The 22109-nt window shown below is 66.7% G+C and carries 21 protein-coding genes; 12 read left to right on the top strand and 9 right to left on the bottom strand.

Going from position 1 to position 22109, the window contains the following annotated elements; genetic code table 11:
- The first annotated feature begins 24 nt into the window (after positions 1 to 24).
- Both AKJ09_RS27720 and AKJ09_RS27715 read left to right on the top strand, forming a co-directional pair.
- On the top strand, positions 25 to 1239 hold the full coding sequence (locus AKJ09_RS27720; protein ID WP_146650872.1) for an NHL repeat-containing protein: 1215 nt from the start codon (positions 25 to 27) through the stop codon (positions 1237 to 1239).
- Positions 1236 to 2825 carry a lipopolysaccharide biosynthesis protein gene (locus AKJ09_RS27715; protein WP_146650871.1) on the top strand — a complete coding sequence of 530 codons (1590 nt, stop codon included), beginning with the start codon at positions 1236 to 1238 and terminating at the stop codon, positions 2823 to 2825. The genes AKJ09_RS27720 and AKJ09_RS27715 overlap by 4 nt, the downstream gene beginning before the upstream one ends.
- Here the strand turns inward: AKJ09_RS27715 and AKJ09_RS27710 are convergent.
- Complete coding sequence (locus tag AKJ09_RS27710; protein WP_240488608.1) at positions 2784 to 4475, bottom strand: sigma 54-interacting transcriptional regulator; 1692 nt, start codon at positions 4473 to 4475, stop codon at positions 2784 to 2786. The two genes, AKJ09_RS27715 and AKJ09_RS27710, sit on opposite strands and share 42 nt — an antisense overlap.
- Before the next feature lie 552 nt (positions 4476 to 5027).
- Between AKJ09_RS27710 and AKJ09_RS27705 the strand changes: the two genes are divergently transcribed.
- The 3 genes from AKJ09_RS27705 to AKJ09_RS27695 all read left to right on the top strand — a co-directional run bounded on the left by AKJ09_RS27705 (position 5028) and on the right by AKJ09_RS27695 (position 7331).
- Entirely contained in the window at positions 5028 to 5840 is an 813-nt protein-coding gene (locus tag AKJ09_RS27705) for a hypothetical protein (protein WP_146650870.1), read from the top strand.
- Positions 5841 to 6029: 189 nt separating this feature from the next.
- Positions 6030 to 6575, top strand: a complete 546-nt coding sequence (locus tag AKJ09_RS27700) for a hypothetical protein (RefSeq protein ID WP_146650869.1) — start codon at positions 6030 to 6032, stop codon at positions 6573 to 6575.
- A gap of 99 nt (positions 6576 to 6674) precedes the next feature.
- Positions 6675 to 7331, top strand: a complete 657-nt coding sequence (locus tag AKJ09_RS27695) for an HD domain-containing protein (RefSeq protein WP_146650868.1) — start codon at positions 6675 to 6677, stop codon at positions 7329 to 7331.
- 124 nt (positions 7332 to 7455) lie between these two features.
- Here AKJ09_RS27695 and asnS read toward each other — a convergent pair whose 3' ends face one another.
- From asnS to AKJ09_RS27680, 3 genes are all read right to left on the bottom strand, one after another.
- Positions 7456 to 8874 carry an asparagine--tRNA ligase gene (gene asnS, locus AKJ09_RS27690; protein WP_146650867.1) on the bottom strand — a complete coding sequence of 473 codons (1419 nt, stop codon included), beginning with the start codon at positions 8872 to 8874 and terminating at the stop codon, positions 7456 to 7458.
- Between the two features lie 231 nt (positions 8875 to 9105).
- Entirely contained in the window at positions 9106 to 10134 is a 1029-nt protein-coding gene (recA, locus tag AKJ09_RS27685) for a recombinase RecA (protein WP_146650866.1), read from the bottom strand.
- Positions 10135 to 10209: 75 nt separating this feature from the next.
- On the bottom strand, positions 10210 to 11754 hold the full coding sequence (locus AKJ09_RS27680) for a YifB family Mg chelatase-like AAA ATPase (RefSeq protein WP_146650864.1): 1545 nt from the start codon (positions 11752 to 11754) through the stop codon (positions 10210 to 10212).
- On the opposite strand from AKJ09_RS27680, the gene AKJ09_RS27675 reads away from it, so the two are divergent.
- The 3 genes from AKJ09_RS27675 (at position 11753) to AKJ09_RS27665 (ending at position 13744) form a co-directional block, all read left to right on the top strand.
- Positions 11753 to 12043: a hypothetical protein gene (locus AKJ09_RS27675; RefSeq protein WP_146650862.1), complete on the top strand. Its 291-nt coding sequence runs from the start codon at positions 11753 to 11755 to the stop codon at positions 12041 to 12043. The genes AKJ09_RS27680 and AKJ09_RS27675 overlap by 2 nt on opposite strands.
- A gap of 147 nt (positions 12044 to 12190) precedes the next feature.
- Positions 12191 to 13345: a MalY/PatB family protein gene (locus AKJ09_RS27670; protein ID WP_205633819.1), complete on the top strand. Its 1155-nt coding sequence runs from the start codon at positions 12191 to 12193 to the stop codon at positions 13343 to 13345.
- A 24-nt stretch (positions 13346 to 13369) separates the two neighbouring features.
- A complete protein-coding gene (locus AKJ09_RS27665) occupies positions 13370 to 13744 on the top strand; it encodes a hypothetical protein (protein WP_146650860.1) in 375 nt (124 codons plus the stop codon).
- A gap of 54 nt (positions 13745 to 13798) precedes the next feature.
- On the opposite strand, the gene AKJ09_RS27660 is transcribed toward AKJ09_RS27665, so the two are convergent.
- Together AKJ09_RS27660 and AKJ09_RS27655 are read right to left on the bottom strand one after the other, a co-directional pair.
- The gene (locus tag AKJ09_RS27660) at positions 13799 to 14770 is read right to left on the bottom strand and encodes a 2-dehydropantoate 2-reductase (protein ID WP_146650858.1); all 972 of its coding nucleotides are present in this window, start codon (positions 14768 to 14770) and stop codon (positions 13799 to 13801) included.
- On the bottom strand, positions 14767 to 16302 hold the full coding sequence (locus AKJ09_RS27655; protein WP_146650856.1) for an acyl--CoA ligase: 1536 nt from the start codon (positions 16300 to 16302) through the stop codon (positions 14767 to 14769). The genes AKJ09_RS27660 and AKJ09_RS27655 overlap by 4 nt, the downstream gene beginning before the upstream one ends.
- Before the next feature lie 169 nt (positions 16303 to 16471).
- On the opposite strand from AKJ09_RS27655, the gene AKJ09_RS27650 reads away from it, so the two are divergent.
- Positions 16472 to 17299, top strand: a complete 828-nt coding sequence (locus AKJ09_RS27650; RefSeq protein ID WP_169927926.1) for an SRPBCC domain-containing protein — start codon at positions 16472 to 16474, stop codon at positions 17297 to 17299.
- 5 nt (positions 17300 to 17304) lie between these two features.
- Here the strand turns inward: AKJ09_RS27650 and AKJ09_RS27645 are convergent, their stop codons facing one another.
- Positions 17305 to 17514, bottom strand: a complete 210-nt coding sequence (locus AKJ09_RS27645) for a hypothetical protein (protein WP_146650852.1) — start codon at positions 17512 to 17514, stop codon at positions 17305 to 17307.
- A gap of 81 nt (positions 17515 to 17595) precedes the next feature.
- Here AKJ09_RS27645 and AKJ09_RS27640 point away from each other — a divergent pair, with 81 nt between their 5' ends.
- Entirely contained in the window at positions 17596 to 18918 is a 1323-nt protein-coding gene (locus AKJ09_RS27640) for a M18 family aminopeptidase (RefSeq protein WP_146650850.1), read from the top strand.
- Entirely contained in the window at positions 18915 to 19649 is a 735-nt protein-coding gene (locus AKJ09_RS27635) for a hypothetical protein (RefSeq protein WP_146650848.1), read from the top strand. Before AKJ09_RS27640 ends, AKJ09_RS27635 begins: the two co-directional genes overlap by 4 nt.
- 235 nt (positions 19650 to 19884) lie before the next feature.
- Here AKJ09_RS27635 and AKJ09_RS27630 read toward each other — a convergent pair whose 3' ends face one another.
- Together AKJ09_RS27630 and AKJ09_RS27625 are read right to left on the bottom strand one after the other, a co-directional pair.
- A complete protein-coding gene (locus tag AKJ09_RS27630; RefSeq protein ID WP_146650846.1) occupies positions 19885 to 20643 on the bottom strand; it encodes a formylglycine-generating enzyme family protein in 759 nt (252 codons plus the stop codon).
- Positions 20644 to 20692: 49 nt separating this feature from the next.
- Positions 20693 to 20953: a hypothetical protein gene (locus AKJ09_RS27625; protein WP_146650845.1), complete on the bottom strand. Its 261-nt coding sequence runs from the start codon at positions 20951 to 20953 to the stop codon at positions 20693 to 20695.
- Positions 20954 to 21056: 103 nt separating this feature from the next.
- Between AKJ09_RS27625 and AKJ09_RS27620 the strand changes: the two genes are divergently transcribed.
- Positions 21057 to 21908, top strand: a complete 852-nt coding sequence (locus AKJ09_RS27620) for a hypothetical protein (RefSeq protein WP_146650843.1) — start codon at positions 21057 to 21059, stop codon at positions 21906 to 21908.
- The last annotated feature ends 201 nt before the right edge of the window (positions 21909 to 22109 follow it).

Genomic DNA, 22109 nt, shown 5'->3' with positions numbered 1-22109 from the left:
GGGGAGGGTTGAACCTCCCACCCCGTGCAAGCACGTGCTCGCCCCCTCGCTCTACTGTCGTCTCTCGGCGCCTCGGTGCTCCTGAGCGTGCTGTCGGGCGCGTGTTCGTCGGCGAGCGGGCCCGCGGCGCTTCGGACCGACTGCGCGAGCGTGGAGCTCCTCGTCGCAGCGAGCGACTACCAGTCGAGCGTCGTGTGCGGAGCGCCAGGGTGCGAGCTCAGCGCCGGAACGACGGGCGTCGATCTGGGGGCCGATCCGCAGCTGTCCTTCTCGAACGGCCGCGCCTTCTTCATCGCCCGCACGCAGGACCTCGTCTTCGAGCTCGATCCCACGTGTGCCACGCCGATTGCCAAGGCGAGCGTGCACGATCTCGGGCCGCGCAACCCGCAGACGGGAACCATCACCAGCGCCAACCCGCACGACGCCGCCGTTGCCCCCGACGGCTCGGTGTTCCTCCCCCTCTACAACGTCGGTCGCATCGCGATTCTGCGCGACGGCAAGCTCGATGGGCCCGGCATCGATCTCTCGAGCTACGACGCCGACGGCAACCCGCAGGCCGAGTCGATCCGCATCGTCGACGTGAACGGCAGTGCCAAGGCCTTCGTCACCCTCGAACGCCTCGACGATACCGGGAGCGGCACCGCGTACATGCAGGCCAAGCAGCCGTCGCTCATGCTCCGGATCGACGTGGCCACGCGCACCGTCGAAGCTGCCATCGAGCTCGCGGGACGCAACCCGTTCAACGTCATGGCCGAGCACGACGGCGTCCTTTATCTCGCCGAGCCGCGCAACTTCGACGCGGCGGACGAAGATCTGGCCGGTATCGAGCGCTTCGACACCAAGACCAGCACGAGCTCGATCCTCGTGACCGAACGCGCGCTCGGAGCGAGTGTGTCCGAAGTCGCCGTCACCGACGGATGCGGGGTCGCCATCGTGGCGGGTCCTGCCCACGACGTGAACCCAACGTCGGTCGTGACCTTCGATCCGACGAGCGGCGCGGTCGTGCAGGGCATCGAGAGTCCGCTGCTCGCCACGGCCGGCTACGACCTGCAAGGTCTCGCCTGGCGCGGTGACACACTCTACGTCGGCGACCGACGCGCAGCTTCGGGGGGCTATCCGATCCACGTCTTCGAACGCACACCGGGAACGTGCAGTCTGCACGATACGGGGCGAACGCTGCTCCTTCCCTCGCCCGCGGTCGCGCTTCGTCCGACGCCGCTCTCAGGAAACCAACGATGACGGAAACGAAGGCTCCCAAGCAAGACGAAGCGAAGCGTGCGGGTCGCGGCGGACTCGCCGTGCTCGCGGCGAAGGTCTTCTTCATCGTGACGGGGCTCGTGCAGCAAGCGCTCTTGCCGCGCTTCATTTCGCAGGCGGACTACGGCGCGCTCTCGCGCGTGCTCGCCGTGTCGAACGTGCTCAACAACGTCGTCGTCTCGAGCTCGACACAAGGCGTGAGTCGCACGGTGGCCGCGGCGGGTGCGCATTCGAGCGAGGCCCTTCGCGCCACGCTCCGCGTTCACGGAGTGGTCACGCTGATCTTCGTGGCGCTCCTCGCGCTGAGCGCGCCGTTCGTCGCGCACTTCCAGCAAGCCCCCGAGGTGCTCTCGCCGCTTCTCGTCATGACTGGTGTGCTCGCCGTCTACGGCGTCTACGCACCGCTCGTCGGCTATCTGAACGGCCGCGGCATGTTCACGAAGCAGGCGGCGCTCGACATGATCGCCGCCACGCTGCGCACGCTGGGCCTGCTCGGCCTCGGATGGCTGTTCGTGAAGAACGCCGGTGCGCTGGCGGCCTCGCTCGGTACGTCCCCGGGTGTGCTCGGCGCAGCGGTCGGCGCCGTGCTCGCCGCGACGGGCGTCTTCTCGGTGGCCTTGCGTTGGGCAGGCACCGGTAAGGGCTGGACGGGTGCACGGCCGGCAGGCGTTCCCGCCGCGCGCGCGTACGTGTCACTCATCGTGCCGGTGATGGTGGCGCAGCTCTTCACCAACGGCCTCATGCAGGCGGACATCTTCCTGCTCGGTCGCTACCTGTCGCTCGCGGCGCAGAACGCGAACCTGGCCGATGCCAGCAAGGCATCGAACGAGTGGGTCGGCGCTTATCGCGCAGCGCAGCTCTTTGCGTTCCTGCCCTATCAGCTGCTCTTCAGCGTGACGCAGGTGCTCTTTCCCATGCTCGCGCGCGCGCGGGCCGAAGAGGGCGAATCACGCGTGGCGGAGCTCGTCGCCCGCGGCAGCCGCATCGGTGCCATCATTTGCGGAATGCTCGTCGCCGTGGTCCTGGCGATGCCCGAGTCGCTCATCAAGTTCGCCTACGGCGCGAACATCGCGAAGCAGGGCGCTCCCGCCCTCCACGTGCTGGCCCTTGGTCAGACCTGCTTCGCCATGTTCGGCCTCGCCACCACCGTGCTCGTGAGCTTGGGGCGCGAGCGCGTGGCCATGGCGATGACCGCGATGGCCCTTGGGCTCCTCGCCACCGTCTGTTTCGTCGTCATTCCCGGCGCGGACTTCGGTGCGCCGCAGCTCATCTCCGCGGCCACCGCCACGACCGTCGCCCTTGCCGTGGCGCTCGTCGTGTCCGCCGCGACGGTGAAGCGTGTCGCGCGCGCGTTCGTGCCGTTGAAGACAGCCCTCCGCGTAGGTCTCTGCGTGGCGCTCGCGTTCTTCGCAGGCAGCCACATGCCCGTCTTCTCGAAGCTCGTGACGCCCGTGGCGGCGGTGATGGTCGTCCTCGCCTACTTCGTCGTGCTGGTGGTCACGGGCGAGCTCGGCAAGGACGATCTCTCACTGGTTGCTTCCATCGCCATGCGCCGCGCCAAACGGTGACGGGCGAATCGAATCGCCCACGTTCCCCTTACCTCCGCGCAGACCGTGCTTCTGAACGAGGCGGTGCAGGTACATGCGATCCATGCCTGCCATGCGAGCCGCCTTGCTCATGTTGCCGCCCGCCGCTTCGAGGAGCTGCGAGAGGTAAGAGCGCTCGAAGGAGTCGATGACGGCGTCTTTCGCGAGACGGAACGGAACCGAGAGATCGATCCCGTTGACCGGCCCCGCCGACGAGGCGTTCATGCCGCGGCGGAGCGTGAGGTTGACCGACTGGAGCACGACGCTCCGTTCGACGTAGTTGCGTAGCTCGCGCACGTTGCCCGGCCAATCGTGCTTGGCCATCTCGCCAATCACGGCCGGCGGGAAGAGGCGTTCTTCCTCGGGAACGCCGAGCTGCTGGAGGAACGTGCGCGTGAGGATGAGGAGGTCGTCGAGGCGCTCGCGGAGCGAGGGCACGCGTGCGCTGATGACAGCGAGCCGGAAGTAGAGGTCTTCGCGGAACCGCCCCTTGTTCACCTCGCGTTCGAGGTCGCGGTTCGTCGCGGAGATGACGCGGACGTTCACGCGGCGCGCCTTGGTCTCGCCGACGCGCCGAATCTCGCGCGCTTCGAGGGCGCGCAGGAGCTTCGGCTGGAGCTCGATGGGCAACTCGCCGATCTCGTCGAGGAACACCGTGCCGCCGTCGGCGGCCTCGAACGCTCCAATCCGATCGCGATCGGCGCCGGTGAAGGCTCCGCGAATGTGCCCGAAGAGCTCGCTCTCGACGAGGTTCGGACTAATGGCGCCGCAGTCGACGACGACGAACGGTTTGTCCGCGCGCGCGCTGCGCTGCATGATTTCGGTGGCGACGAGCTCCTTGCCGGTGCCGCTCTCGCCTTCGATGAGAACGTTGATGTCGCTCTGCGCGATCTTTTCGAGCAGGGCGAAGAGGCGTCGCATCGGCAAGCTCGTTCCTACGAGCGCACCGAACGACGGGAGCATCGGAACGAAATCTTCTTTCTGAGGCGCGCCGGCGCGAATGCGGACGACCGACTCGCCGACGGAGAGAAGACCCTCGCTGTGGAGATCGGCGTCGCGAATGCGGACCGAGTCGAGGCTCGTTCCGTTCATCGATCCCGAATCGCGCAGCCGCCAGAGGCCGTCTTCGCGAACGAGCCGACAGTGGAAGCGCGACACCATCGGGTCGCGCAGCACGACGTCGTTCGACGCATGCGAGCCGATCTTGCAGAGATCCCCGTCGTGCACGATGGTTCGCTGCACGGCGATACCGCCTTCACGCTCGACCGTCACCGTCACACGAGGAATCGCCACCGACTCGATGAGCTGACGAACGGTGTGGACCGTCTGCGCGGGTGGACGCGGCTCGCCGGGCGGCTCGGGCACGACGTGGCCATGGCCGGAAGGAATCGGCACCGACCCCGGCATCGGCATGCTGCCCGGCACGCTGGCCGGCGCCACGCTGGCCGGCGCCACGTTCGTAGGGAGCGGCGCCGCTTGCGGAACGGCCGGTGGAAGCGGCGCATTCGGCGCGCGGGCGGCGAAGCCCGAAGGACGCACGCTCGGCGGCGCACCTTGCGGCGGCATCGGAGGCAGCGGCGGCGAACGCGGTGGTGGAAGCGGGCGAGGCAGCGGAGTTTTCGGATTGGCCATCTTTGCTTTCTCGAAAGCGTTCTTTAGAAACCGGCTGATTGCGTTTCTCGGCCCGTTTCCGAACCGCATGATGCGTGTCGGAGCGAGTTAGGGATCGAGGCGGACGCGTTGGACGATCGCGAGAGCCTGCGCTCTCTCGCCCTCGGCCCCACCGCCACACCATAGGCAAGGGTGATGCCCGGATGCAGCGCCTTGCCGTGGGACGGAGTTCCGTCAGAATTTCCGTTGAACGGCTTTTGCAGGACCGTTTGGACGGGGGTTTCTGGTGAGTCGGCGTTTCATCACCCTGCTGCCTATTGGCCTCAGGGGAGACGTAGGAAACGCGCGCGGCAACACCGAGAAAGCTAAAAGGAAGGCAGAAAATTGCGCCTCCGCGAGAACGCTCGAGCCGATGGATTGCGCCCCGTGAGCCTCAACGCACGTCCACTCCTGAGGCTGGCCGGCCGGCTGGCGATGGGCCTCATGACTCTCGCCGCCGCATGCTCACGTGAACAGCCGCCTGCGCGACCAGCCGACGTGGGAACGCACGCTCGAACGCCGCGAATCAGCGTCGTGGAAACTCCCACGCAATTCGAGAACACGACGCCCTATCGCGCCAACCTCGGCAATGGCGCAGAGCTCTTTCTCCCGCCTTGGTTTGCACCTCGCGCCGGCCGCTACGACCTCATCGTCCACTTCCACGGCCTTGGCAAACTCCAGGAATCGAACCTCGAACACACCAAGCTCGACGCCGCCGTCGTGAGCGTGAACCACGGCGTCGGGACGGACGCCTACGGCAACGCGTTCAAGGATCCGCGCGCCTTCGCAGACCTCGTCGCCGCCGCGGAGGAAGAGATCGACAAGAGCACCCGCGCCCACGGGGCCAAGCTCGGTCGCATCGCACTCTCCGCGTGGAGCGCGGGCTTCGTTTCCATCTCGAAGATCCTGAACGACCCCGTCAACGTCGAGCGTATCGACGCAGTCCTCCTCGCCGACGGATTCTTCACGTCCTTCATCGACGAGAAGAAGCATCGGATGAACGTCACGCCCCTCGAGAAGTTCGCCCGCATCGCCGACTCCGCCTCGCGCGACGAGAAGCTCTTCGCCATCACGCACTCCTCGATCCCCACGAGCGGCTACCCGAGCGTCACCGAAACGGTCGCCAAACTCCTCGAGATGACCGGCAGCGCGAAGATCCCTCTCGACACCACCGGCCCTGGGCCGATGCACGCGCTCTACGGCGTCGACCAGGGCAGCTTCCACGTCAAAGGCTATGAAGGCGTCCTAGCCGGCGACCACATCCGCCAGATCACCTCGATGGGCGAAACCCTCTGGCCCTATCTGAAAACGCGCTGGGACCGCCCGCGCCTCGACGCCGCGAAGTAGGCCGGTATGCGGACGCGGCGGCCAGTGCGCGGCCAGTGCGCCAATTTGCCGCCGCCCCGGACAGATGCCCGAATCCATCAACGCGAACGAGGGCGTGTTGACGGGTAACGCTGCGACACTGATAGAGTGTGACTCTGGGTCGTATGCGTGAAGCGTCAGCGTGACGCCACGCGAGACTTGGGGGCCTAAGTGAAAGCGTTCGATTTCTCGGACACGAGCGTGTGTGTCAGTCGTTCGGGCATCGCTCCGCTCCTGGCGGCGTTCGGCGCGTATCAGGCGCGCGGCGAGAGGGTCATCAAGCGCCATCTCGGTGTCGAGGATCTGCACACCGGTGGCGACGGCCTCTATCCGGTGCCTCGCTTCCTCGAAGCCATTCGAGAGCTGCAGGAGCAGTTCGGCCCATCGTTCATTCACCGGATGGGCGTGCTGGTGTTCGAGAAGTCGACGTTCCCGCCTGGCCTCGACTCGGCGGCCAAGGTGCTCGCGTCGCTCGACCACGCCTTTCACATGAACCATCCCAACGCGCGCGGGAAGCTCGGCGGCTACCACTGGACGTCCGCGAGCGACGGACGCGGAAGCATGGTCTGCGACACCCCCTATCCGTGCTCGCTCGACGCCGGAATCCTCGAAGGGGTCCTCGCGCACTTCTCGACGCGCGCGAGCGTCTCCCACGACGAAGCGAAGCCGTGCCGAGCCAAGGGCGGCGAATCGTGCACGTACCTCGTCGAGTGGTGAAACGCTCCCGCTTGCCGCCCGAGCGAGCGCTCGGCGAAGCATGACGCTGCATCACGCGTCGCGTATCCTCCCGCTCACGCACGAGGCGGAGGAGACGCGATGTCGGTCAAGATCACGGCAGACCATCTGGAGAGTTTGTTCGGCGAACGCCGGTTGATGGAGCAACTCGCCTTCGTTCTCGAAGTCGAGAAGCTGAAGACCGTGCTCCGTCGAACGTCGCTCCTCGACCGCTCTCGCGTGGAGAACGACGCCGAGCACACGTGGCAGCTCGCGTTGATGGCCGTGGTCCTCGCGGAACATGCCGACGAGCCGATCGACCTCGTGCGCGTGCTCAAGATGATCCTCATCCACGACGTCGTCGAGATCGACGCCGGCGACACGTTCGCGTTCGACGCCAGCGCCGTCGTCGATCAGGCCGAGCGCGAACGCCGAGCCGCCGACCGCATCTTCGGCCTGCTGCCCGCCGATCAGGCGAGCGAGTTCAGGGCACTCTGGGACGAGTTCGAGGCGAAGGCGACGAGTGACGCGCGCTTTGCCGCCGCGATGGACCGCCTGCAGCCCGCGCTCCACAACTTCTTCACGGACGGGGGCACGTGGCGAGCCCACGGGGTGACCGCAGGCGCCGTCGAACGACGCCTCGCACCCATCGGCCAGGCGTCGACCAACCTCGGTCGCCTTACCGCGAAGGTGATTTCCCGCGGAATCGACCAGGGCTTCATCGCGGCGCCGAAGCCGCAAGACACCGACGCCGAATAAAAACGACGAGGGCCCGCCAGCTCCACACACTCGTGGAGCACTCGGGCCCTGATCGATGGCTGCACGGCACTGAGCAGCTCTAGGAGCCTGCGCCGCGCGCGGGGAGCGACATGTCGATGCGGTCTCAGAACTGCGCCCAGCCCGGAACGCGCGGGTACGGGATCGCGTCGCGGATGTTTCCGAGTCCGCAGATGTAGACGAGGAGCCGCTCGAAGCCGAGACCAAACCCAGCGTGCGGAACCGAGCCGTAGCGGCGCAGATCGCGGTACCAGCCGTAGTGCTCCGGCTCGAGGTTCATCTTGCGCATGCGTGCATCGAGCATGTCGAGGCGCTCTTCGCGCTGGCTGCCGCCGATGATCTCGCCGATGCCCGGCGCGAGGACGTCCATGGCGGCGACGGTTTTGCCGTCGTCGTTCATGCGCATGTAGAACGCCTTGATCTGCTCCGGGTAGTTCATGACGACCACGGGGCGACCGATGTGCTCCTCGGCGAGGAAGCGCTCGTGCTCCGTCTGGAGGTCGTTGCCCCACTCGGGAGCGAACTCGAACTTCTTCTTCGACTTCTTGAGCATCTCGATCGCGTCGGTGTAGTCGACGCGCTCGAACGACGACTGCACGAACGCCTCGAGGCGCGCGATGAGGCCGCCCTGCGTGACGATGCCCTTGCCCACCGTCGAGTCGAGGAAGGCGAGGTCGTCCCGACGCTCGTTGAGGACGGCCTTGAAGATCGCCTTGAGGAAGGCCTCGGCGAGCTCGGCGTCGTCGCTGAGGTTCGCGAACGCGATTTCGGGCTCGATCATCCAGAACTCGGCGAGGTGCCGCGTCGTGTTCGAGTTCTCGGCGCGGAACGTGGGGCCGAAGGTGTAGACCTTCGACATCGCCATGCAGTACGCCTCGACGTTCAGCTGCCCGGAGACCGTCAGGTAGGCCTCCTTGCGGAAGAAGTCCTGCCCGAAGTCGACGCCACCTTCGGGCGTGCGCGGGGGCTTCAACGCATCGAGCGTCGAGACGCGGAACATCTGGCCCGCGCCCTCGGCGTCCGAGGCGGTGACGATCGGCGTGTTCACCCAGACGAAGCCCTGCTCGGTGAAGAAGCGATGGATCGCCATCGCCGCCGCGTGACGGATGCGCGTGATGGCGCCGAACGAGTTGCTGCGCGGACGCAGGTGCGCCTGCTCGCGAAGGAACTCCGCGGTGTGCTGCTTCGGCTGGAGCGGGTACGTCTCCGGATCGTCGACGAGACCGAGAACGACGACTTCGTCGGCCTGGATCTCGAACGCCTGGCCCTTGCCCTGGCTCTGAACGAGGGTTCCGCGGACGATGAGCGACGCGCCCGTCGTCAGGTGGAGAACCTCGTTCTGGTAATTGCCGAGGGTATTGGGCGCGACCGCCTGGATCGGAGCCTGGCAGCTCCCGTCGGTAACGTGAATGAAGGAGATGCCCGCTTTGGAGTCTCGCCGGGTGCGCACCCAGCCACGGACCTCGACCTTCGAACCAACCTCGACCTTGCCCTCTAGGGCCTCCTTGACGGAGACGACGTGCATGCCCTCTGCGCTAGTCGGGTCGGGCTCCCATCACAAGGCCCCGATGCATGGCCGCGCATTTTTCAGGCCCCTAGCCTCCTGACCTGGGCGCGGTCGAAACGACCGAGGCGACGGTCCCAGCGCCGCCGTCCCGGTCGTTTCGAGTTCGAGCTTCGAGCGGAGAAGCAGTCCCAGCGCGGCAGGACGACGTGCCGAGAGCCAGCCCGGAACGTCGTCCCGCCGCGAAGCGCGTCAGGCGTCGCCTTCGGAGCGACGGCCAGGGCGCACGGGGCCCGCCGCGTAAATCGCCTGACGGAGGGTGCTCTGGAGCTCCGGGCTCTGCGAGAGGGCCTCGCGCGAGCGCTCACGACCATTGCCGAGCGCACCACCGGCGAAGGTCATGTGGTTGCCGCTCTTCTCGACGAGCCCACGGGCCAGTCCGAGATCGAGCAGCTCGCTGATGTTGTCGACGCCCGAGCCGTAGCGGATGTCGAACTCCGCTTCGCAGAAGGGCGGCGCCACCTTGTTCTTGGAGATCTTCACGCGCGTGCGACCGCCGACGAGCTCGTCGCCCACCTTCACCTGGCCGATGCGCCTCACCTCCATGCGCATCGACGCGTAGAACTTGAGCGCATTGCCACCGGTCGTCGTCTCGGGGTTGCCGAACGTGACGCCGATCTTCTGGCGCAGCTGGTTGATGAACATCAGCGTGGTGCCCGTGCGGTGCGCCACGGCGGTGAGCTTGCGCAGGGCCTGGCTCATGAGTCGAGCCTGCAGGCCCATGTGCGAATCGCCCATCTCGCCCTCGATCTCCGCGCGCGGCGTGAGGGCCGCGACGGAGTCGACCACGATGAGATCGACCGCGCCGCTTTTGACGAGCATCTCGCAGATGTCGAGAGCCTGCTCGCCGGTGTCCGGCTGGGAGACGAGAAGCTTGTCCGTCTCCACGCCGATGCTGCGTGCGTAGTTCACGTCGATGGCGTGTTCGGCGTCGATGAACGCGCAAACGCCACCTGCGCGCTGGGCCTCGGCGATGGCGTGGAGCGCGAGCGTTGTCTTGCCGCTCGACTCCGGGCCGTAGACTTCGATGACGCGCCCGCGCGGATACCCTCCGACGCCGGTCGCGAGATCGAGGGCGAACGAGCCCGTAGAAATGGTGGAGATGGGCTCGGTGCCATCCTCGTCTCCGAGGGCCATGATGGCGCCTTTTCCGAACTGCTTTTCGACCGTCGTGATGACGCCCTTCAGCACCTTCATCTTCTCCGTGATCTGCTCGAGCATGCGATTCTCCTTCGGTCTCGCCGATGGGTTCGAAGCCACGACGGAAGCGGCGAGTGCTCTTCCGTGTGGACGTACTCAGGCCGCGTGACTGGTGGTGCCGGCGACGTCGCGATCGAGAAGCCGCCAGGAGATGGCTTCGGCAACGTGCTCGGCGTGGATCTTTTCGGCCCCGCCGAGATCGGCGATGGTGCGCGCAACGCGCAGAACCTTCCCGTACGCCCGCGCCGAGAGGCCATGACGTTGGACGGCAGAGGCGAGCAGCTTGCGTCCGGGCTCGTCGAGCACGCACACGACGTCGACATCGGCAGGCGCGAGGTGAGCATTCAACGCGCGCGATGCCTTGCCCGCGGTCTGGCGTTCGAGCTGGATGCGTCGTGCCGCTTCGACCCGCGCGCGCACCACCGAGCTTCGCTCGCCTGACGCCCGTACCTGCAGCGACATGACGTCGACCGGCGGAAGCGAGACGTGCAGATCGATGCGGTCGAGCAGCGGCCCGCTCAGTCGGGCGCGGTAGTCACGCACCTTGTCGGGGCGACAGACGCAGCGATTCGTGTTGTCCCCCCGACGGCCACAAGGGCACGGGTTGGTCGCCGCGACGATCATCGGACGGGCAGGAAACGTGGCGCTCACCTGGGCCCGAGCGATGGTGACGAAGCCGTCTTCGAGAGGCTGCCTCAGCGCCTCGAGAGCGCCGCGCCGGAACTCCGCGAGCTCGTCGAGAAAGAGAACGCCGTCGTGCGCGAGGCTGACCTCCCCGGGGCGAGCCTGCTCGCCGCCTCCGACCAGCGCGACTTCGCTGGCCGTGTGGTGAGGGGCACGAAACGGACGCACGCCGAGCTGATGGGGGCGACCGATGCCGGCGATGCTGTGAATCGCCATCACCTCCAGCGCCTCGTGCGGCGCGAGCTCCGGCAAGATGCCCGGCAAGCGACGGGCGAGCATCGTCTTGCCCGCTCCAGGCGGACCGATGAACACGAGGTTGTGGGCTCCCGCCGCCGTCACTTCGAGTGCGCGCCGGGCGACGAGCTGCCCACGAACGTCGGCGAGGTCGTCACGCAGTATGGCCGAGCGCGCCTGGCTCGCGCTGCGACGCGCATGGGCAAGCACGCCTTCCCCGCGAAGCGACGCCACGAGCTCGGCCAGCGTCGCGGCGATCCCGACCTCGATTCCGTCGACGAGCGCCGCCTCGGCTTCGTTCGCCGCGGGGACGATGACGCGTTCGACGCCTCGCTCTCGCGCGCCGAGCAAGTGGGCGATGACGCCGCGAATCGGGCGCAGACTCCCATCGAGGGACAGCTCGCCGAGGAAGAGCACCTCTCCGAGTGATCCCGCGGGCACCGCGCCGAGCGCCTCGAGCGTGGCGAGCGCAATCGCGAGATCGAACGAACTTCCTCGCTTACGGAGATCCGCCGGCGCGAGGTTGACGACGATTCGATATTCGTTGAGGTCGACGCCGACGTGCGCAAGCGCGCTCTTCACCCGAACGCGGCTCTCGCGGACCGCCCCTTCGGCGTGTCCCACCAGCTCGAACGACGGCACACCACGAAGGACGTGCGCTTCGACGCGCACAGGATGAGCCGTGATACCGACGAGCACCGAGCCATGCGCGATGGAGAGCATGACGGCGCTTCATTGCGACTCGCGTACCGAAACCGCGCTCGAACGATTTCGCGAGGATGGCGCGCTCCGAACCTGGCCGGGCCAGATTTCCGGTGGCCCATGCCAGGCCGATCGTGAGCGCCAACCGGTGGGCGCCGTCACCGACGCGTGCGGAGACGGAAACGGACCGTGTCGTCACTGGAATGTCGGCAACGGAGACCCCGCCGTGTTTGCTGCGGCCCTCGCCGCCATTCAGGCCTCCGCCGACGGCTGCAACCCGGGCGGCGGACACGTCAACCCGGTCAACTGAGCAACTGAGCAACTGAGCCCGGCAACTGATCGGCAGGCGATCAGCCTTTCTCGAAGCGCGAGCAAAGGCCCGGCAGGCGCCTGAGGCAAGCTCGCGCTTGGCCCTTTTTTCTTTGGCAAGCGCGCGCCTTCGCACCAAGCTGACGGCGTGGGTGAGCATCCGTTCGATCGCGTAACCGAAGCCGAGCTCCGAAAGCGTCAGAGCGCCAAGTGGCGAGCGTTCCCCGACGACGTGCTCCCGGCGTGGGTCGCCGAGATGGATTACCCGATCGCCGAGCCCGTCAAGCGCGTCCTGCGCGATGCTCTCGACGTGGAAGACGCCGGCTATGCCGATCCACGCGGCCTCGGTGAAGCCTTCTCGGGGTTCGCGCTCCGCACGTGGACGTGGGCGGTCGCACCGAGCGACGTGCGCGTGGCCCCCGACGTCGTCACGGCGCTCGGCGAGCTTCTTCACGTCGTGACCGCCCCCGGAGACGGCATCGTCATCGATCCTCCGGTCTATGCTCCGTTCGCCGCCACGATTCGGCGTCTCCATCGCAAGGTCGTCGAGACGCCCATGGCGCGAACGGAATCCGGGGGGTTCACCCTCGATCTCGACGCGATCGAACGGGCGTATGCGGCCGGCGCAAAGGCGCACGTCCTCTGCTCGCCGCACAACCCAACAGGCGTCGTCCACGCGCGCGAGACGCTCGCCCGCGTCGCAGAGATGGCCGCGCATCACGGCGTGCTCGTCCTGAGCGACGAGATTCACGCGCCGATGACGTACGCGGAGACGACGCACGTGCCCTTCCCCACGGTGTCGGCCGAGGCCGCGCGCCAGAGCATCGTGCTCACGTCGGCGTCGAAGACATGGAACCTCGCCGGCCTCAAGGCCGCGATGATGGTCGCGTGCGACGACGCGCCGAGGGCGCTGCTCGAACGGTTGCCTCCCGACCTTCCCTACCATGCTGGGCATCTCGGCGTTCTCGGCGGACGTGCAGCGCTCGAGCACGGAGGCGAGTGGCTGACGACCACGATGCAGATCCTCGATCGCAATCGGCACCTCCTCTCCCAACTGCTGAGCGAGCACCTGCCGAACGCGCGCTACGAGCTTCCGCGCGCGAGCTATCTCGCCTGGATCGACTGCGGGAAGCTTGGCCTCGGCTTGGATCCTGCGAGGGTATTCCTCGAGCGCGGCCTTGTCGCGTTGTCGGGTGGCCTGGCATTTGGCACCAACGGCGAGGGTTTCGCGCGGCTCAATCTCGCAACCTCCCGAACGCTGCTCGAAGAAGCCGTGCGCCGAATGGCGATCGCCACGAAGTAGAGACGAGTATCCTTCGCAACGACCATGAGCGCCCCTTACGACGTCGAGAATCCGCCCGCGCCCGAAGCGTGGCTTGCCATGGACGAGAGCGAGCGCATCGCGCTGGTCGAAGAGGCCCATCGGCGGACCAATTCACCGGTGGGTCAGAATCCCCACGCCCACGCGACCATCCACGTCACCGTTGAGAATCGCCTCGCCGCCAAGCATGGTCCCGTGGTGGCGGCCTACGACCGTTTCCGTGCCGCGGGCATCAATCGCCACACGACGGTGCACGCACTCGCGAGCGTCGTGGCGCGGCACATGATGGATATCCTCGAGCGGCGCGAGGATTTCGACCAGGAAACGGCCGATCGCGACTTCGACGCTCTCGATCCGAACGCCTTCAAGCGTAAGCGCTGAAAGTCACTATCCGAACCGGATCTCCTCGCCCCCTGAGCGGCGCTCACGGCGCTCTCATACGCCCGCGACGGACGCTTTCTGCCGCGCGAGCGCGAGGACGATACGGCACGTCGGAACGTCCACGCCGGCCACCTCGGCGAGCTCGACGACGGCCCCGAGGAGCGCGTCGAGCTCGATGGGACGACCTCGCTCGAGATCTTGCAGCATCGACGTCTTGTGCACGCCGACCGCCGCTGCGCCGTCGAGCCGACGATCGACGGTGATGCCGAAACGCGCACCGAGCGCTTCGCCCACGGCTTTCCCTTCGACCATCATCTGACGACAGACGCCGCGTGAACCGGGCTCTCCGACAATACGATCGAGCGTGGCGCCCGTGAGAAGGCTCACGGGATTGAAGGCCATGTTGCCCCACAGCTTGATCCAAAGCTCGTCGCGAATATGCGTGCTGACAGGCGCCTTCAAGCCTGCGTCGTGCAAGACCTTCGACAGGCGCGTTGCGCGTTCGCTCTTCGTTCCGTCGGGCTCACCGAGCGCGTAGCGATCGCCGTACTGGTGGACGACGACGCCCGGCTCCGTCACTTCGACGGCAGGGTGCACGATGCAACCAATGGCGCGAGCCGGCGGGAGGAATCGCGAGACCGCTCCGCCGGGATCGACGCTCTCGACCACGCGACCACCATGCGGAGAGTCGAGCCCGTGGAAGTACCACCAGGGCACGCCGTTGATGGCCGACACGATGGCCGTATCGTCGCCGAGGAGGGCGGCGACCTCGGGAGCGGCCGAGACGAGCGAGTGTGCCTTGGTCGTGAGAAGAACGTAGTCTTGAGGCCCGGCCTCGCCCGCGGTCGCCACACAACGAGGATGGGCGGTCTTGCGCTCACCGCCTTCGACGAGCGTGATTCCCTTGTCGCGAATGGCGCGGAGATTTTCACCGCGCGCGACGAACGTGACGTCGACGCCGGCGAGCGCGAGCTTCGCGCCGAGATGGCCGCCGATGGCGCCCGCGCCGAAGATGCAGATCTTCACGACGTGAGCCCGAGACGTTGTGCGAGACCGATGCGCTGCATCTTGCCCGTGGGTCCTTTGGGGATCGTCTCGACGAAGACGATCGTGCGAGGCACCTTGAAGGCTGCAAGCCGCTTGGCCGCGAGATCCTTGAGCTCGCGTTCGGTGACGGTCATTCCTTCGCGAAGGACGATGGCCGCGGCAACCTCTTCGCCGAGCTTGTCGTGCGGAACGCCGAAGGTGACGACCTGCGCGACGGCGGGATGATCCATGAGCACCGCGTCGACCTCGAGCGGGCTCACCTTCTCGCCGCCTCGGTTGATGAGCTCCTTGATGCGCCCGGTGAGATGAAGATAGCCCTCGGCGTCGAGCTTTCCGCGATCGCCCGTTCGGAACCAGCCATTGGTGAACGCCTTGGCGTTGGCCTCGGGCGCACCGACGTAGCCGCGTGTCACGTTGGGACCACGAATGACGACTTCGCCTTCTTCACCGGCAGGAAGGAGCGCGCCGGCATCATCCATGATCGCGATTTCGGGCCCTGCCGCGAGGCCCACGGAGCCTGCCTTGCGAGCGCGGGGCGGCAGCGGGTTCGACGCCATTTGGTGCGCGGCCTCACTCATCCCGTAGGCCTCGATGACGGGTGCGCCGAACGTGTCTTCGAGCTCCTTCATGACCTGGGGAGGGAGCGATGCCGACGACGATCGAATGAATCGGAGACGCGCATTCTTCGCGATGGCGACGTTGCGGGCCGCGCGCGCCAGGATCGCCTGGTGCATCGTCGGAACGGCCGTGTACCACGTGGGCCCCACACTCTCGAGCCAGCCGAAGAACTTGAGGGCATCGAAGCCGGGCGTGCACGAGACGCTGGCGCCTGCCGAAAGCGTCGCCAGCACTGCAGCGATGAGCCCGTGGATGTGGAAGAGGGGCATCACGTTGAGACACACGTCGCCGGCAACGAGGGACAGCGTCTCGTGGATGTGACGCGCCGATGCACAGAGGTTTGCGCTCGTGAGCGGGACGAGCTTCGGTCGTGCCGTGGTCCCCGACGTGTGGAGTACGAGCGCGACGTCGTCGGCCTCGAGCGGTCCATCGGTGCTCGGCGATCGCGTCACCTTCGACTCGGGCGCGAGTCGGAACGTGCCTGCAGGTCCCTCCCCCGCATCGAGCGCGAGAATCGGAATGCCGCGGTGCTCGGCGATGGCGCGAGCCGGCGAATCGACACCGCGCGGAAGCACGAGCACGCTCGCGTTCAGGTCGGTCAGGTAGAAGTCGAACTCCTCCGCCTTGTACGCGGGGTTGAGGGGCGCGGTCGTGACGGCTGCCCCCATCGTCACGAACGCCGTGGCCATCTCAGGACCATTTGGCAGGACGATGGCGACCGTGTCGTTTCGCCCCAAACCGGCGGTTCGGAGCTCCCCCCGGACCTGCTCGGCGAGGGCCCGGAGCTCGGCATAGGTGGTGGCCGGCCGGCCGGGGGCGGCGATGGCGGGGGCCTCGGGAGCCCCATTTTTCAGGAGCTGGAGAAGCGAGACCGGGTCTTCGACACGCTGCATCAATGACCTCTCTTCCCGCTTCTTTATCCCGTCCGCGCCCTCCCTCGCCAGGCCGGAAGGCCGGTGCGTCCGAAAGACCGACGTTCCTGATCGGCCGCGGAGGTCAGTGGAGGCACGACCTGCGGTCACAATTTAGGTCTGCAGCCCACGGCCGGGCTACTCTATGTCCATGAAGAAGGAGGCTCTGCGGGTCGTGACGACCATCCCCGTCGCACCCACGACGCTGTTTTACGCGTGGCTCGACAGCGCACAGCACTCCGCCATGACGGGCGGGGTTGCCAAGGTGAGCAACGAGGTAGGCGCCAAGTTCTCCGCCTGGGATGGATACATCACCGGGAAGTTCGTCGCCCTCGACCTCGGACGCCGCATTCTGATGTCGTGGCGAACGACGGACTTCCCTCGCGAAGCTCCGGACTCGCGCGTCGAGGTGTACTTCGAAGCGCTCGGCGGCAGCACGCGCGCCACCGTGCTTCATACCGACATTCCCGAAGGCCAGGGCGAGACGTATCGCGCAACCTGGAACGACAAGTACTTCGGGCCGATGCGCGCCTACTTCAGCCAGTACTTGCCCGATCCGCGTCTGCCTCCGCCCGTCCGCAGGCCTCCGCCTCCTCCGGAAGATCTCGCGGAGGAAGAAGAGGAAGAGGAGGCCAAGGAGGTTCCGGCACCCAAGAAGAGCAAGCCGGACGCGAAAGCTCCGCCTCCGCCGCCGCCCCCTCCGTCGTCATCGAAGGCAGCGAAGCCCAAGGTCGCTGCGGTGAAGACGCCTCCCCCGCCCCCGGCCAAGGCTTCGAAGCCGGCTCCTGCGGCGACGCCTTCCAAACCCGCGCCCGCGGCGAAGCCCTCCAAGCCCGAAGCGAAAGCGAGCAAGCCCGCGCCCAAGGCGGCCAAGCCCGCAGCCAAACCGGCCGCGCAGAAAGCCGCCAAGTCCGCTCCGGCGGCGAAGCCTGCGAAGAAGGCTGCCGCGAAGAAGCCCGCCAAGAAGGCGAAGCGCTGACGAACTCAGCCGGTGGTCTTGCCGCCGGCTTCCGCTTCGTCGACCTCGTCCTCGAACCAGAGAACGCTCAGCGGGGTGCCGCGCACGGCCCCCGCGGGTCGCGTTCCGCTTTGCGGAGGAGGCGGCATCGCGCTTTCCCTCTTCTCGATCTTCTCGACCTCGGCGGCCGTCGAATTCTCCGAGGTTTCCTGCTCGCGCTTCGCAGCGTCACTCATACATGAGTCACTAGCTCGGCTCATCACCTCGCGCAAGCTGCGCCGAGCTTCTCGGTCGGCGTGACCGCGTTGCGCTGTAGGATGCCCCCCGTGGCAGACCCCGTCTTTACCGATCTTCTTTCGTTTCTCGGTGACTCCCCCACGCCATTCCACGCCGTCGTGAGCGCAACGGCCCGCCTCCGCGCCAAGGGCTTCACGCCCATCGCGGAGACCGATTCCTGGGCGGATCTCGCCCCGGGCCGCTACGTCTTCGCGCACGGAGGCTCGAGCCTGCTCGCCTTCGTCATCCCCGAAGGCAAGCGCATCTCGGGCTTCCGCATCGTCGGCGCGCACACCGACAGCCCGAACCTTCGCCTCAAGCCCCAGCCCGAATACAAAAAGGAGGGCTACGCCCAGCTCGGCGTCGAGGTCTATGGCGGCGTGCTCCTCAACTCGTGGCTCGATCGCGATCTCTCGCTCGCAGGTCGTGTCTTTCTGAAACAAGACGCCGGCGCTCCTTTCGAAACGCGACTCGTGCGCTTCCGAGATCCGATGCTCCGCGTCACGCAGCTTGCGATCCACCTCGATCGCGACGTGAACGACAAAGGGCTCGTCCTGAACAAGCAGGAGCACCTCGCGCCGATCTTCGGCCTCGCCTCGGACGGTGGACGCGACCTGTCGACGATGCTCGCCGAAGAGATGGGCGTGCCGCGCGAACGCATCGCGGGCAGCGATCTCATGCTCTACGACGTCGTCGCGCCCACGCAGGGCGGTCGCGACGGCGAGTTCCTCTTCTCCGGACGTCTCGACAACCTCGCGATGTCCCACGCCGCGATTGCGGGCATCCTCGCGGCCGTCGACAAGCCGATGGCCGACGATCTCGTGCCCGTCGCCGCGCTCTTCGATCACGAAGAAGTCGGCAGCGAGACGGCCTACGGGGCGAACTCGACCTTCCTTCCGCGCGCCCTCGAGCGCATCGTGCTCGGCCGCGGAGGTTCACGCGAGGACTACCACCGCGCGCTCGCCGGCTCGCTCTGCGTCTCGGCGGACATGGCCCACGCCGTCCACCCGAACTACGAGTCGCGACACGAAGCGCGTCACAAGCCGGTGCTCAACGGCGGCCCGGTCATCAAGGTCAACGCGCAGCAGCGTTATGCGACCTCGGGCTCGACGGCCGCTCTCTTCCGCGATCTGTGCGCACGCGCGGAGGTGCCGGTCCAGCACTATGCCCACCGCACCGACCTGCCCTGCGGATCGACGATTGGGCCCATCGCCTCGACGCTGCTCGGCATCCGCACGGTCGACGTGGGCAACCCCATGCTCAGCATGCACTCGATTCGAGAGCTCGGAGGCTCGCGCGATCCCGGAATGATGACGCGCGTGCTCGAACTCTTCTACGGTTGTCCGGATCCTGGAGGCTCATGACCCAAGCGCGCATTCGGCCCGCCGTCCTCTTCGCCGCGATGGCCCTTGCCCTCGCGGCTTCGCCCGGCTGCAAAAAGACCGTCGGCAGCGCCTGCAAAGCGAACGAAGCGCTTTGTGAGGATCCGAAGAGCGCCCTCAGCTGTCAGGGCGGCAAGTTCGTCGAGGTCTCGTGCAACGGCCCGCTCGGCTGCACGAAGTACCAAGACAAGACGAATTGCGACACCTCCGTGGGAACCGAAGGCGCGCCCTGCATGGGCGAGACCGACGAGCAATACGCCTGCACGCCCGACAAGAAGCGAGCCCTCCTCTGCAAAGGCGGCCACTTCGAGCGCTATCTCGAGTGCCGCGGCAAGGCAGGCTGCAGCCTTCTCGGGCAGCAGGTGTCGTGTGACACGTCCGTCGCGAACAAGGGCGACCCGTGCAAGAAGCAGGGCGCCGTCGCGTGCACGGAGGACCAAAAGCAAATGGTCATCTGCCGCGACGGTAAGTTCGACAGCTACCGCTTCTGCCGCGGCCGCTTCGGTTGCTACTCGAAAGACGACGCGCCGACCTGCGACGAGAGCATCGCCCTCGAGGGCGATCCTTGCGGCATCCCCGGCTTCCTGGCGTGCTCGGTCGACGGCAAGACGGAGCTCGCCTGCCAGGGCGGCGTCTTCGGCTTCTCACGCGCCTGCAAGAAGTCGGGCTGCGTGGTCACGAACCGCCCAGGAAGAGCGGTCGACTGCCAGTAACGATTCGAAGACCAAGCCGCCGGTCGACTGCCAGTAACGATTCGAAGACCAAGCCGCCGGTCGACACTCCGTGAGCGGCGGCTTCTTCGTCGCGCTCCTACGACGACCTCACCAGAGCAGACCGTGTCCTCCCCGGTCGCCAACCGAGAGACCAAGACGCACGCAGCTCACACGACGCGAGCGGCGGGTTCTTCGTCGCGCTCATAGCGCGACGCGCCGAAGGCGACCCCCCACGTTACCTAACGTCGGCGCAGCAGCGGAAGCCGGTCGAGTAGTCGTGGTAGCTCGGATCGTGGGCCACCGTGCGGTACTTGCAGCCGTCGCCGTTGAGATGCGTGTCCTGGTAGTAGCCGCCGCGGAAGGTGCCGCGTGAGCCCTGCATGTCGGAAACCCACTCGTGGAGGTTGCCGACCATGTCGTAAACGCCGTAGCCGTTCTTGCACTTCGAGAACGAGCCGGTGAGCGCGACGGTGCCCGGCGTCTGGTTGATGCGCGGGTCGTTCATGGCTTCGGCCGAGGCATAGACCTCGTCGCCCATGCCGGGATGCAGCGACACGATTGGCGCGCGCCCCGAGTCGTTGCAGTAGCCAGACTTGCGCTCGTCGCCGTACGGGAACGTGGTCGGATGTTTTCCACGACACACGCGCTCCCATTCGTCGCCCGTGCAAAGGCGCTTCTTCGACGCCTTGCACGCGGCCTCGGCCTCGTTCTTCGAGATGTAGCCTTGCGGGACGACCCCGCTATGCGTCACCGCTTTGACCAGCAGATTCGTGACGGGCGTCGTGGGAGCGTGCGACCGCTCCTTGCGGCCGTCGACCTCGACGACCTGCGCCTCCCAGCGATCGATGCAGTACGCACTCGCCCCCTCCGGCGCGATGTACGCCATGTTCGTGGGGCACGGGCCGGACTTGCCTTCGGAGGGCGACGACGCCGCCAGCGGACATCCCAGGCCTAGCCCAGCGAGCAAAACGACGACGAACCGACGACAGCGCACGATCGCATGAGTTAGCGGAAGAACCCCAAGCGCGCAAACGAACGCACGTCTAGGAGGAGCGAAGGCCTACGCAGAAGTCGATCGCGCCGAGCTGCTCCGATGGCGCCGAGGCTCGCCCCACGTCGAATCCACGAACGCCTCCCGCTCCCATCACCGTCGCGTTTTGCGATTCGAAAATCGCGCGTTCGCCGTCGTCGATCCCGTCGAGCGTACCTTTGAAAGCGAAGTTCGCCCACGTGCCGTACCCACTCACGCGGAGGTTGCGCACGGCGTTCATCGCCCCGCGCTTGCCCCGCGCCTTGTCGTCCACGACGAGCTCGATCGCGTCGCCATAAGCCCACTCACTTCGGGCGCCGGCGCCGGCGCGTTTTTTTTGGCAACTCCTGCGTGGACCGTCCGATGGGGGAGGCACCATGCACACCCGCACCGCCGTCTTCGCTGCTTCCGTCCTGACCTTCGCGGCCGTTTCCACCGTCGGCTCGAGCGCACATGCGGAGGGCGCACGCTCCGTCGACAGTCCTCGCAACGTGGCAAAGTCCACGAAGCTCATCGCCTCGGCGGAGCCCCTTCCCCAGCTCCCTGCGGCATCGGCCCCTGCGGTCGAAGCGCCGCCTGGCATGGCTTCCCCCCTGACGACCTCTGAGCGTCCCGCGGCCGACAAGGCACAAGCGACCACAACGACCACGACTGATTCAGACAAGGGAGCGACGTTCTTTGGCGGCGCCGGAATGCGTTTTCTCGCGGGCGCAGTATCGAGGCAGGCGGATACCGTGAACGCGCTCGAGGTCTCCCTTTCATTCCGGGGCGGCTACTATTTCACGCCGCACTTCGGTTTGCTCGTGGGGGTCGACGGGGGCTTTGGCGAACTGATGAAGGGTTGCGTCACCTCCGGCCGTTCTTCGTCGGGCGACGAAGACAAATGCGGCGCCGCCTCGGTCAATGTCCCCGTCCTCGCGCAGTACGCGTTCGACACCCGGCGATCGGGCGCCTACCTGGAGGGTGGCGTCTCGCTTTTCAACGTCCAACTCTTCACCGCTACGAAGCAGACGGCGGTGCTCTATTCGACGGCGGATCTCGCGCTCGGCGCCGGTTACCACTTCCGCGACTCGAGCGGTCGCGCCCTCGAGCTGAGCCTGCACGCCGACATCGGCCAGTATTCGAGCGCGAGCCTCAACAACGACGGCAAATCCGCGAGCGTCGACATCGCATCGGAGAACAGAGCGTTTCATGTTGCGACGACGGTTGGTCTTGGATGGCAATTCTGAGATCCATCCTTACGAGCATCGATTCGCGAAAACAACGCAGCGTTACGCCAAACTCGGTTTGCGCATCTGTGCAAAGCATTGCCCGCTTGCGCACCACCTTGCACATGGTCCTCCAGCGTCGCCCGACGCTTCGTGGAATGCGGTGGCCACACGTGCTGAGCACCTCGGCGAATCCGTACCTCCCGCACGAGGCGAGTTGCT

The sequence above is a fragment of the Labilithrix luteola genome (assembly GCF_001263205.1).
Taxonomy (GTDB): Bacteria; Myxococcota_A; Polyangia; order Polyangiales; family Polyangiaceae; genus Labilithrix; species Labilithrix luteola.
Note: the sequence above shows the minus strand (reverse complement) of the source record. Positions and strands in the feature narration are given on the sequence as shown.